This is a genomic window from Rhizobium ecuadorense (assembly GCF_001187535.1).
Lineage (GTDB): Bacteria > Pseudomonadota > Alphaproteobacteria > Rhizobiales > Rhizobiaceae > Rhizobium > Rhizobium ecuadorense.
The window spans coordinates 1-12034 of record NZ_LFIO01000714.1; the positions used below are offsets into that span (position 1 = coordinate 1).

Below are 12034 nucleotides of genomic sequence, written 5' to 3' on the forward strand. Positions count from 1 at the left end.
CCATCCTTAAAAGAAACACACCCTGGAACGAGCCCCAACAACACGGTTGCTGAGGTGTGCAGGCCAAAGGCCGGAGCCTCGAAGGACGAGGGCGGGTGATGGGCACCCACACCCGCCTCCTCCCCCACCACCAGCCGGATGCGCGCCGCCATGGCAGGCCGCATGCCGGCAGGCGGCGACATCAGCGACAGGCGTAGCGTCACCGTCCCCTTCTCCCGCGAAATGACCGGCGCGATCTTTGACACCTCGACTGCAAAGGGCTGGCCGGGAAAGCCGTCCAGCACCGCCTCGCCCAAGAGGCCCGGCCGCATCAGCGCGATATTGGCCTCGGCCACATCGGCATCGATGACCAGGCTCGCCGTATCGGTGATGGCGAGCAGGCTTTGATCCTCCCGCACGCTGTCCTGGCGCGACAGCACCGTGTCGCCGACATGCGCGTCGAGCCGCGTGACAGTGCCGGAGATCGGCGCCCGCACGGTCAGCGCCTCCACCTGCTCACGCGCCTTGTCGATCTCAAGCTCCGCTTTTTTGACATCCTGCCGTGCCTGCAGCGCGGCATTTTCGGCCCTGTCGACAGCCGTTTTCGCCTCCTCCAGCGTCTGCACCGACAGGGCATCGCGCCCGGCCAGCCGCTCGGTGCGCGCAAACGACGAGCGCGCCTGGGCAAGGTCGATAGTCCTGGCAGCAAGCGCCAAGGCCGTTGCCCGCCCGGCGATCTCTGCACCCCGAAGCGCAAATTGGGCGCCGGCATCGTCAAGCCGCACCAGCACCTGCCCCGCGACGACGCGATCGCCCGCCTCCACCCCGACCGCGACGATCCGGCCCTCATATTTGGAAAAGACAGTGGCGATAACGGGTGCGACGACATAACCGGAGCCGGTGATTTCCTGGGTGGGCGCAGAAGTGCCCCGGATCGGCGCAGGCGAAACCTTGCCCGAGTTTCCCTCGGCGGAAAGCGCGCCCATCGCCTCGCCCGCGCCCCTGGGCGACGTCGCCGGTCCGCCAGCTGGGACCGCAACCAGATTTCCAGGCCCGAGCGCCGCGACCCCGTTTTCGACACGCCGAACGGCATCCGGCAGCGTGACAAGCAGCGCTCCCGCGCCGACCGCCGTGGCCAGCGAAAGCATTGCAAGCGGCGTTATCCACCGCCGGACAGGACGCTTCGGCGGCTCTGTCTTCAGGCTCGCCGGGGCAATCGAAAGGGATGTCAGCTTGGCGGCTAGGTCTCGTTCATGTTCCGTGGTCGTGTTCATGCCGACAGAATGGCCGGCGGCAGCAAAACCGCGACCTTGAACACATTACAGGCCGTCCTCAATCGCGATTGTGTACCTGACAGCGAATTGCGGAACTCAGGCGCCGATGTTCTAATACGGCCATGAGTATCGCATCAGCACAAACCGCAAAATTTTTCCGCGAAATCATCGCATACGGTGTCCTTTGGTCGATTCGAGATGATGGGGGATTTCCTACTTCAAAGAGTCCGGAGGGCCAGACCGTGATGCCATTCTGGTCCTCGGAAAGCAGAGCGCAGAAGATCATCAACAATGTTGTCGCCTATCGCGGCTTCCAGACATACCAACTTAGTTTATCCGAATTCATGGAGCGCTGGATCCCCGGACTGGAACGAGACGGTCTTGCGGTCGGCATCAATTGGTCCGGCGTTCACGCGACTGGCTATGACATGACGCCTGACAATGTCAGAAAACGTATTATAAATGTCCGCGACCATCCTGGGTCCACTTCCGGGAGCTAGTATGCCGCCGCTCCGTGGCACTTCCTTCACCGTCGCAAAGAGTATCCGAACCGCCGAGTTGAATGCACCAGGTTTTGTGGCGAACAATGACTGAGGAAAGAGAGACTGACTCTCACCCCTTTCGTTGCCGCCACGCAACCGGCGTCATATCCGTCACCCGCCGGAACTCGCGATTGAAATTCGACTTCGTCTGGAAGCCGACCTCGAACATGACCTCGGTCACCGGTTTTTCCGTTCCGGCAAGCAGCCGGCAGGCCTCGGCGATCCTGTAATCATTGACATATTGCGAGACGTTCTTGTCCATCGCCCGGTTGATCGCCGCCGAGATCTGGCGGGCGGGGATGCCGGTCTTGCGGGCCAGCCGGTCGAGATTGAGATTGGCGTCGCGATAGTGCTTCTTTGCCTCCATCAGCGCATCGACCGTGGCGATCGTCTCCTTGTCCTCGCTCGTCTCCGGCCGCGGCGCCACCTCCACCATTTCGGCCGGCGCCCGGCTTCGGCTGGCGGCGGCCGCCGCGATGCCGAGGATGACGAGGACGGCAAGATTTCCGACACTGATCAGCATCAGCGCACGCACACTATGGGCCGAGGTGAGGTCGAGGAAGACGAAGGTATCGATCGCGGCCGAGAGACACAGGGCGGCGGCGGTAAAGATGATCGCCCTATAGGCCGGCACCGCCCCTTCGAAAGGCGCCAGCCGCAGCGCATCGGCGCCCGGGCGCATCAGAAGCAGGATGGCCACGGCATACCCGACAAAAACAAGCACCAGCGCGATATCGATCGCATCCCGCCAGAAGGCCGTCAGAAGCAGGATGACGACGGCTGGCACGGCATGCAGCACAATCCGTACCGGCAGCGGTCGCCGGCTTGTCCGGACCAGCCGGGAAACCCCGGCATAGGCAAGCGGCGGCACCAACGCCGCGATGACAGGCGCGACCATCCCCACCGTATGCACCCCATATCCCCAACGCAGGCCGGAGAGCACGGATTGCAGCGCGGCAAGCAGGATGAGCGCCAGAAACGGCCGGTTCGGCGCCGCCTCCTCGTCGCGCCTGAGAACGGCGACGAAGAGGACAAGCAGCAGAATAGCGACGGCGAAGGGAAGCGGAATGAATAGCATGGCCTGACAGGATCGGAGCGACGAAAGACGTCCATCATTGCCGAGATCCTCGCCCGAAGCGACCTCCATCACGTTTTAGAACGCGTTTTGGTAGGGATTTTTGGCCCCGCCTCTCCGCGCTCGTCCGGTGCTCATCCGCAATCCAGCCACGGCCGCCGCCTTGCTCCGTTCGTCAAAGGTGACGGCTGTGATCGTCAGCGGTGTATCGGTCAACGCCATCCCTTACGAGATGGTGTTGACGAGGCCGCCTTCGGCCCGGAGTGCCGCGCCGTTGGTAGCGGAGGAACGGGGGCTCGCGAGGTAAGCGACCAGGTTTGCCACTTCCTCGGCCTCCACCATGCGCTGCAGGATCGAGGCGGAGCGTGCGGTTGCGAAGAATTCGGCCTCGATCTGCTTGATCGGCGCGGACGGATCGCTCGCCTGGCCGCGCAGGAAGGCTTCGATCCCGTCGGATCGGGTCGGCCCGGGCAGCACCGAATTGACGGTGACGTTGGTGCCGCGTGTCAATTGTGCCAATCCACGTGCAATCGAAAGCTGCGCCGTCTTGGTGGTGGCGTAATGGATCATATCCTGCGGGATGGCGAGCGCGGATTCGCTCGAGATGAAGATGATCCTGCCCCAGTTCCGCTCCAGCATGGCGGGCAGATAGATGCGTGACAGGCGCACCCCGCTCATCACATTGACTTCGAAGAGATGGCTCCAGTCGGCATCGCTGATGTCGTTGAATGCTTTGCTTTCATAGATGCCGAGATTGTTGACGAGGACATCGATGGAGGGCGCCGCCTTGGCGATCTCGGCAACCCCCTCACCGGTACCGGCATCGGCCAAAATCCCGCTGACGCCCTTGGCGCCCGATGCCGCTATATCGGCAATGGCAGCGTCGAGTTTACCGCGGTCGCGGCCGGTGATGACGACGCGTGCGCCTTCGGCGGCGAGCGCGCGGGCGATTTCCAGCCCTATGCCGGCGGTGCCGCCGGTGACGAGTGCAGTCCTATCGGTCAGTTTCAAGTCCATCATCTGGTCTCCAAATTGCGTTCTGGACCAATTTATGATCTGAGAAGACAAAGAACTATTGCCTGAAATGGACATGCACCTGTGAACGAGATTCCTCAATGATGCGCGTTCTGATGGAGCGTTCAGGCGAGATGGAAGTCTTCGCCCGCGTGGTCCAGGAGGGCGGCTTTTCGGCCGCAGCCCGCAGCCTCGAAATCACTCCGTCCGCCGTCAGCAAACTGATTGCCCGGCTGGAAGCGCGGCTCGGAACGCGCCTGTTGCTGCGCACCACGCGCGCCCTGACGCTGACGGAGGAAGGCGAAGCCTATCATCGCGCGGCACTCAGAATCCTGCAGGATCTGAACGACGCCGATCAGGAAGCGGCGGGCGGCGCTGTTCGCGGCCGGCTGCGCGTCAGCGTCACCGTGCCTCTCGGAACAATGTTCGTCGCACCCGCTATGCCTGATTTCGTCGCCCGCAACCCCGATCTCATCGTCGAGCTCAGCCTCACCGACGGCATCGTCGATCTGGTCGCTGAGAAAACCGACGTCGCCATTCGCATGGGAAACCTTCCGGATAGCGGCCTGATCGCCCGCAAGCTCGGCCAGTCACGGCGCGTCGTCTGCGCCTCGCCATCTTATCTTGCGCTGAAGACGCGGCCGCAGATCCCGGCCGATCTCGAACATCACGATTGCCTGACCTTCAGCTTCCGCCGCGCCCGGCCGTCATGGCCCTTCCGCTGCGACGGCAAGGATATCGAGCAGCCGATATCGGGAAGCCTTGTTGTCAACAATGGCGAGACGATGAAGCAGATGGCCCTTGCCGGCGCTGGCATCGCCCGTCTCGGTCGGTTCCACGTTGCGGCCGAAATTGCCGAGGGAAGCCTTGTCGCCTTGCTGGAGGATTGCAACCCGGGAGACTTGGAACTGATTCACGCCGTCCACGTTGCCGGCGGCCCCGTCCCCCATCGCGTTCGCGCTTTCATCGACCACATGGTCGACACGCTGAGGGCCTCGCCGCTGCTGCATGCGGATTGATTGCTCGATGAGCGACAGTGTGACGCCGGGATCAGACGCGATCCAGAAACGCGAGCACCCGGGCGGTGAGGAGCGCGGTCGCCTCCGCGTCATAGGACGGCAGCGAACTGTCGGCGAAGTAGTGCTGATCGCCGGGATAGAGGAAAAGCTCCGCATCCTCGACCTTCGCCACGATCTCGCGGGCAGCGTCGATATCACCCTCGCCTGCGAAAATCGGATCGTTGTCCATGCCGTGGATCTGGACGGCGACGCCGTCCGGCCAAGGTCCGAAGGCCCATTCGCCGCTGATCGGCAGGCAGGAATAGAAAAGCAGAGCCCCGCGGGCGCCGCGCCGTGTCTGCGCCAGCTTCTGCGCCGGCAGCACGCCGAAGGAGAACCCGGCATAAACGAGCTCGACCGGCAATTCGTCGGCGATCCGGACACCGCGCTCCCTGACGGCGTCGAAGCCGACCTCGCCGATATGGGCAAGCCCCTCCTCGATGCTGTTGAAGATGCGCCCGTCGAAAAGATCAGGCGTGTGCACCATGTGGCCGGCTGCCCTGATCTCGTCGGCGAACGCACGCACTCCAGGGGTCAGCCCTTGTGCGTGATGGAACAGCAAAATCTCGGCCATCATTGCTCCGGTTGAGATAGTCGCACCTGATGACCGATAGCTAAGGCCCAGCCCCAAAGAAAGCCAGCCGGGTGAAGATCGTATAATCCGCTTCCGATACCATCAGTGCCACGAAAACCAGCACCAGCAGCGGCGGCAGCAGGATGGCGTAGACCAGCGCCAGCCGTTCCCAGGCCATGTGCATGAAGATAGCGACGATCAGCCCGGCCTTCAGCATCATGAACAGCAGGATCAGCGTCCACCGGAGATAACCCTGGATGCCGAGATAATCGACCATATAGGAAAAGGCGCTGAGCACGAAGAGCAGGCCCCAGACGAAGAGATAGAGCCGGATCGGATGCTGCTGCCCGTGATCTTGTGCGTGCAGGGCTTGTGCATGCGGGCTTTGCCCATGCGCCGTTGTCTCGCTCATGACGACCTCACCACAGATAGAAAAACGCGAAGATGAAGACCCAGACCAGGTCGACGAAGTGCCAGTAGAGGCCCATGATCTCGACGGCCTCGTAGCGCCCTCTCCGGCTGGTGAAGAAGCCGCGCCGTTCCACGTCGAAATCGCCGCGCCAGACCTTGCGGGCGACGATGATGAGGAAGATGACGCCGATCGTCACGTGCGTGCCGTGAAAGCCGGTGATCATGAAAAAGGTCGAGCCGAATTGTGCGGCCCCCCATGGGTTCTCCCAGGGGCGCACGCCTTCGGTGATCAGCTTGGTCCATTCGAAGGCCTGCATACCGACGAAGCAGGCTCCGAGAAGTGCCGTCAGCAGCATCAGCATCGCGGTCACGCGGCGGTCGCGGCGATAGCCGAAATTGACCGCCATCGCCATGGTGCCGCTGCTCGAGATCAGCACGAAGGTCATGATCGCGATCAGGATTAGCGGAACGTCTTGTCCGCCGATGTGCAGCGCGAAAACCTCGCTCGGATTGGGCCATGGCACGGGCGTCGACATACGGGCGGTCATATAGGCGATCAGGAAACAGCCGAAGACGAAGGTGTCGCTCAAGAGAAAGATCCACATCATCGCCTTGCCCCAGGAGGCGGTCTTGAAGGCGCGCTGATCCGAGCTGAAATCGGCGGCGACACCACGCAGGCCTGATGGTCTCAGGCCTGGCTCGCCGTGCGTCTCGATCGTCTGTGCCATCTGCAACCTCCTCTTCAGCCCCTAGTTCAGCAACGTGCGGCAGAGATCGACGAAATCATTCGCCCAGCCGGCAAAAAGCGCAAAGAGCAACAGCCAGACGGCGAGCATGAAATGCGAATAGATGGCGGAGAGATCGACGCTGAGACACAGCTTGTCCGATGCGACCGTGGTTGAGAACGCCCTGACCGTCGTGTGGGTAAGCACGGCGAGCCCGCCGAGAATATGCAATCCGTGCAGGCCGGTCAGCATGTAGAAGAAGCTGTTGGCTGGATTGTCGGTGAGGATGTAGCCGGCCGCCGTCAGTTCCCGCCATGCCTGGATCTGTCCGACGAGAAAGAAGACCGCAAGCGCAAGCCCTGTCACAAGCGCCGGCCGCAGGCCTTCCATGCGGCCATGCCGCACTTCTCGTTTGGCCCATTGCAGCGCGGCGCTGCTCAAGGCAAGTGCTGCGCTGTTCACCCAGAGCAGCCGCGGAACCGGCGTGGCCCACCAGTCCGCCGACGCCATGCGCATGAAATAGGCGCTGACGGCAAGGCTGAAGAGCGCGCCGACGACGCCGAGAAACACGAAAAGGCCGATTTTCACCGCCGGCACCGGTGACCGGTCGGCGCCGTCATGAACCGGCAGTTGCATCGACCCGGTTTCCAGCCAGGGCTTCGATGTCAGCCGCTGCCCGGAAAGCCACCAGATGATGACGGCGGCGACTGCGGCAAGGAAGATCAGGGTGACGTTCATGCCGGAATCTCCCGGGTGACGCCGCCGTCTGCCGGCACATTCTGCGGGATGAAATCCTCAGCCGCCCCCGGCACACTGTAATCATAGGCCCAACGGTAGACGACGGGCAGATCCTTGCCCCAGTTGCCATGCGCAGGCGGCGTCTGCGGCGTCTGCCATTCGAGCGTCGTCGCCCGCCACGGATTGCCGCCTGCCTCCCTGCCCCGGAAAAGGCTCCACACCAGATTGAACAGGAAGACCATCTGCCCGGCCCCGACGATCAGCGCCATCACCGTGATGAAGATATTCAGCGAATGGGCCGAAGGCGGAACGAAGGCCGTCTCGCCCATTTCGAAGTAGCGGCGCGGCACGCCGAGCAGGCCGAGATAATGCATCGGAAAAAAGATCGCATAGGTGCCGAGGAAGGTGATCCAGAAGTGGATATGGCCGAGCATGTCGTTCAGCATGCGCCCCGTCACTTTCGGATACCAATGATAGATCGCTCCGAAGATGACCAGGATCGGCGCGACCCCCATGACCATGTGGAAATGCGCCACGACGAACATCGTATCCGACAGCGGCACGTCGACGACGACATTGCCGAGGAAGAGGCCGGTCAGGCCGCCATTGACGAAGGTGACGATGAAGGCGAGGGCAAACAGCATCGGCAGCGTCAGGTGGATGTCGCCGCGCCACAGCGTCAGCACCCAGTTATAGACCTTGATCGCCGTCGGGACGGCGATGATCAGCGTCGTCGTGGCGAAGAAGAAGCCGAAGGCCGGGTTCATGCCGCTGACATACATGTGGTGCGCCCAGACGACGAAGCTTAAGCCCCCGATGATGACGATCGCCCAGACCATCATGCGGTAGCCGAAGATATTCTTGCGCGCATGCGTGCTGATCAGGTCCGAGACGATGCCGAAGGCCGGCAGTGCGACGATATAGACCTCGGGATGCCCGAAGAACCAGAACAGGTGCTGGAACAGGATCGGGCTGCCGCCGCCATGTTTCAGCTGCTCGCCCATTTCGACGATGGCCGGCATAAAGAAACTGGTGCCGAGCACGCGGTCGAACAGCATCATGACGCAGGCGACGAAGAGGGCCGGAAAGGCCAAGAGCGCCATCACTGTCGCGGTGAAGATGCCCCAGACGGTGAGCGGCATCCGCATCAGCGTCATCCCCCGCGCCCGTCCCTGCAGCACGGTCACTACATAGTTCAGCCCGCCCATGGTGAAGCCGATGATGAAGACGATCAGCGACGAAAGCATCAGCAGGATGCCCCAGTCCTTGCCGCCTGGGGTGCCGGAGAGAACCGACTGCGGCGGATAAAGCGTCCAGCCGGCCCCGGTCGGGCCGCCGGGGGCGAAAAAGCCGGCGGCGAGGATCAGCACCGCGAGCAGGTAGATCCAGTAGCTCAGCATGTTGGCATAGGGAAACACCATGTCGCGGGCGCCGACCATCAGCGGAATGAGGTAATTGCCGAAGCCGCCGAGGAAGAGCGCGGTCAGCAGATAGATCACCATGATCATGCCATGCATGGTGATGAACTGGTAATAGTGATCGGCATCGATGAAGGCGAAATAGCCGGGAAAGGCGAGCTGTATCCGCATCAGCCATGAGAGCACCAGCGCCACCAGGCCAATCGAAATCGCGGTGATCGAATATTGCACGGCGATGATCTTGGCATCCTGGCTGAACACATATTTCGTCCACCAGCTGTGTGGATGATAAAGTTCGACATCCTCGACTTCGGCGGAGGGAATGCTGCCGGATGGAATCTCGACCATGATCTCTCTTCCCTTTCCCCGCCGGTTCAATTAGCCGGCGGCAGTTCTCCCGATGACGCCGTCAACTGGGTGAATGTCTGCTGCTGCCCGAGCCAGGTCTGGTAGTCCGCGTCGTTATCGACGACGACGGTGCCGCGCATTTGCGGATGGCCGACGCCGCAGAGTTCGGCGCAGAGGATCTCGAAGCTTCCCGTCCGTGTCGGCGTGAACCAGAAATAGGTGATCATGCCGGGGATCATGTCCATTTTCGCGCGGAATTCCGGCACGTAGAAATCGTGGAGCACATCGACGGAGCGCAGCAATATATGCGCCGGCTTGCCCAACGGCAGATGCAGCTCGCCGCCCTCGATGATGATGTCGTCGAGGCCGCTTGCGTCGTTCTTGTCGAGGCCGAGCGGGTTTTCGGGGCTGACGTCGCGCGTCTCGGCACGGCCGAGCTTGCCGTCGGCGCCCGGCAGGCGGAAGCTCCATAGCCACTGCTGGCTGACGACCTCGACCGATGCGGCATCGGCAGGCACCGTGATGAACTGGTTCCACACGATCAGGCCGGGCGCCAGCATCGCCGCGACGCCGAGCGCCGTTCCCCCTCCGAGCAGCAATTCCAGCCGACGGTTCTCGGGTTCGTAATGCGCCCGGTTTCCCGGCCTGTGCCGGAAGCGGTAGACGCAGTAAGCCATGAACGAAACGACCGCCACGAAGACGATGCCGGTGATCCAGAAGGTGATGACGAGGGTAGTGTCGATATAGGTCCAGTTGGACGCGATCGGCGTCCACCACCAAGGGCTCAGCACATGGAACAGTACGGAGCCGACGACAATCAGGACGAGGATCAGCACGACAGCCATTTCCGCTCCTCCTCGAGCAGGTTGACCCGTGAAACCGCATTCCGCAAAAAGTCTGTGTTTATTATCGCACAGATAGAAAATATCGGCAATTACGGCGATTTAGGCATGCCCCGCCGGCCGCGAACCCGTCATTGGGAGTATTGCCATCACTGGCAATACCCGCCACTGCGAATATTGCCCGTCACTGAGAATATTGCCAGTCATTGGGAATATTGTTTGAGATAGGCGATGAGATCGGTGATTTCCTGATCGTCCTTCACGCCGACAAAGGCCATCTTCGTGCCCTTCACCTTGGCTTTCGGATTGTGGAGATAGTCTCGTAACGTCGCCTCATCCCACACGAGACCGCCCTCGCCAGCTTCCTTCATCGAGCTGGAATAGGCGAAGTTGGGATGCGTTCCGGCCTTACGGCCGAACAGCTTGCTCAACGACGGACCGACCTTATTCGTATCGGAATCGGCCACGTGACAGGTCGCGCATTTCTTGAAAACGGTGGCGCCCGCCGTCGGGTCGCCCTCCTGCGCCCCGGCATAACCGGGGAAAAGGGCAGTCACAGTTGCACCAATCAGCAGAACAACGCGATAATCCATGGCAAACCTCATCCTCCTCAAGGTCGCCAGCCACTCACACCCTCAATTATCTCTCGCGTGTGGGTGGTGGTTGTTATGGCTCGAAGCTTAGTCCTTCGCGGATGCAAGTCAATCGCCTCACAGTTGGGGTCACCTGAACGCAGATGAGATCAGGTGAACCCGACGCGGATAACGGCCGTTAAACCCCGATCGAAAGTGCCTCCTTAACCGCCAACTCGGCCATGGCAAGTGCAGCCTCGCGGGTCCTGGCGGCGGCGATGAAACGGCCGTTGTGGCAGAAGCTTGCGCCCTCTATGCCGCAAACTGTCTCCAGCTCTCCATTGGCAAGACCGGCCCAGGCTGTCGGCAGATCGGCCCTGAGTTCGAAGCCTTCCTCGGCGCGGCGGATGCCGGTCACGCACCAATCCTTTTCGCGCGGGTGGACGACGAACAGCAGGTGATCGGCGCCCGCCTTGACGATGGCGGGACGGAAGGGCATCCCCCGCGGCAACTCCAGAACACGCCCCTGCCCCGCAGCTTCGATTGCCCGGTGCACCATCGCCTCGGCGCGCAATTTTGCGGCACTTTGGGCGATCCTCGCCTCGACGAAACTGCGGGCAACGGCAAGTGCTGCGTGGAAGGCGCGATCGTCGGCCTCGGGTTGCGCTTCGTCGAAAACCGGTTTCAGAGTCTCCAGCAGCGCCGGCAGTGTCAAACCCGCCAACGGCCCCGAGGGGCTGAGCGCGCCATTGTCGGTCAGATCGATCGGCAGCACGAAGCCGGCATCGAAAGAACCATGCACCACCTCGACATGCGCCTCGGGAAGGCCGGAGGCTGCGAGATAATCGCGGCCGTAATGCTTCCAGATCAAGCCGAACGAGCTGTAGGGCTGGCCATCGTCGCGCATCGGCGCGCCGCGCTGGTGATGATCGAATATGCCGCGACCAGCGTCATAGGCGCCGCCGACATCGTAGATGATCCGGTCTTGGCCCGGCGTGATCCATTCCGGCGCCCGGCTGCGGACGATGCGCGCCTGCGGGAAAAGCCGGGTCAGGATAACGCTCGACAGCAATTCATCGGCATGGAAGCCACCGGAATGGGTGACGAGGAAATCGGGGATCATGAAAGGCCTTGTCGTTTTGGCGGGTCCGCCTGGGTCAGCACCAGATAGCGGTTGGTGGATATGACGACAAGCCTCTATAGGAAGAGACTCTTGGACTTTGGCGCATTGGCGACGGCAGGGATGGCGGCGCTGGAATAGCAGCAAACCCTCGGCGCCGGGGCGCGGCAACCTCCAACGCCCCTCATCCTGAGGCGCGTAGCCCCGCAGGGCGAAGCCTCGAAGGACACGCTGCAGCGCTGCTCCTTGCGCTGGCACACCCGCCTCACCCTTCGAGGCCCGTGAAGGTTAGGAGTCGTGGACTCTTGGGATTCCCAAAGGTGAGCAAATCAGATTCAAGACTG

At 62.1% G+C, this 12034-nt stretch carries 13 protein-coding genes; 2 read left to right on the forward strand and 11 right to left on the reverse strand.

Annotation, left to right across the window (positions count from 1 at the left end):
* Window positions 1–1253: efflux RND transporter periplasmic adaptor subunit (locus tag AF337_RS13460; protein ID WP_152971056.1), on the reverse strand; the 1253-nt coding region annotated here is incomplete at its 3' end.
* Between the two features lie 122 nt (window positions 1254–1375).
* Between AF337_RS13460 and AF337_RS13465 the strand changes: the two genes are divergently transcribed.
* Entirely contained in the window at window positions 1376–1753 is a 378-nt protein-coding gene (locus AF337_RS13465) for a DUF2750 domain-containing protein (protein ID WP_049732478.1), read from the forward strand.
* Between the two features lie 112 nt (window positions 1754–1865).
* Here AF337_RS13465 and AF337_RS13470 read toward each other — a convergent pair whose 3' ends face one another.
* Together AF337_RS13470 and AF337_RS13475 are read right to left on the reverse strand one after the other, a co-directional pair.
* A complete protein-coding gene (locus AF337_RS13470) occupies window positions 1866–2873 on the reverse strand; it encodes a helix-turn-helix domain-containing protein (protein WP_049732489.1) in 1008 nt (335 codons plus the stop codon).
* Between the two features lie 222 nt (window positions 2874–3095).
* Complete coding sequence (locus tag AF337_RS13475) at window positions 3096–3887, reverse strand: SDR family NAD(P)-dependent oxidoreductase (protein WP_049732479.1); 792 nt, start codon at window positions 3885–3887, stop codon at window positions 3096–3098.
* Between the two features lie 98 nt (window positions 3888–3985).
* Between AF337_RS13475 and AF337_RS13480 the strand changes: the two genes are divergently transcribed.
* Entirely contained in the window at window positions 3986–4903 is a 918-nt protein-coding gene (locus tag AF337_RS13480; RefSeq protein WP_049732480.1) for a LysR family transcriptional regulator, read from the forward strand.
* 31 nt (window positions 4904–4934) lie between these two features.
* Here AF337_RS13480 and AF337_RS13485 read toward each other — a convergent pair whose 3' ends face one another.
* The 8 genes from AF337_RS13485 to AF337_RS13520 form a co-directional block, all read right to left on the reverse strand.
* The gene (locus AF337_RS13485) at window positions 4935–5516 is read right to left on the reverse strand and encodes a dienelactone hydrolase family protein (protein WP_049732481.1); all 582 of its coding nucleotides are present in this window, start codon (window positions 5514–5516) and stop codon (window positions 4935–4937) included.
* Between the two features lie 40 nt (window positions 5517–5556).
* Window positions 5557–5928, reverse strand: coding sequence for a cytochrome C oxidase subunit IV family protein (locus AF337_RS13490; protein WP_049732482.1), 372 nt, complete (start codon window positions 5926–5928; stop codon window positions 5557–5559).
* Between the two features lie 7 nt (window positions 5929–5935).
* Window positions 5936–6655: a heme-copper oxidase subunit III family protein gene (locus AF337_RS13495; RefSeq protein WP_049732483.1), complete on the reverse strand. Its 720-nt coding sequence runs from the start codon at window positions 6653–6655 to the stop codon at window positions 5936–5938.
* A gap of 21 nt (window positions 6656–6676) precedes the next feature.
* A complete protein-coding gene (locus AF337_RS13500; RefSeq protein WP_049732484.1) occupies window positions 6677–7390 on the reverse strand; it encodes a cytochrome c oxidase subunit 3 in 714 nt (237 codons plus the stop codon).
* Window positions 7387–9156, reverse strand: a complete 1770-nt coding sequence (gene ctaD / locus AF337_RS13505) for a cytochrome c oxidase subunit I (RefSeq protein ID WP_049732485.1) — start codon at window positions 9154–9156, stop codon at window positions 7387–7389. Before ctaD ends, AF337_RS13500 begins: the two co-directional genes overlap by 4 nt.
* Window positions 9157–9182: 26 nt before the next feature.
* Complete coding sequence (locus tag AF337_RS13510) at window positions 9183–10001, reverse strand: cytochrome c oxidase subunit II (protein WP_049732486.1); 819 nt, start codon at window positions 9999–10001, stop codon at window positions 9183–9185.
* A gap of 200 nt (window positions 10002–10201) precedes the next feature.
* Window positions 10202–10591, reverse strand: a complete 390-nt coding sequence (locus AF337_RS13515; RefSeq protein WP_049732487.1) for a c-type cytochrome — start codon at window positions 10589–10591, stop codon at window positions 10202–10204.
* A gap of 178 nt (window positions 10592–10769) precedes the next feature.
* Entirely contained in the window at window positions 10770–11693 is a 924-nt protein-coding gene (locus AF337_RS13520; RefSeq protein ID WP_049732488.1) for an MYG1 family protein, read from the reverse strand.
* Window positions 11694–12034: the final 341 nt, after the last annotated feature.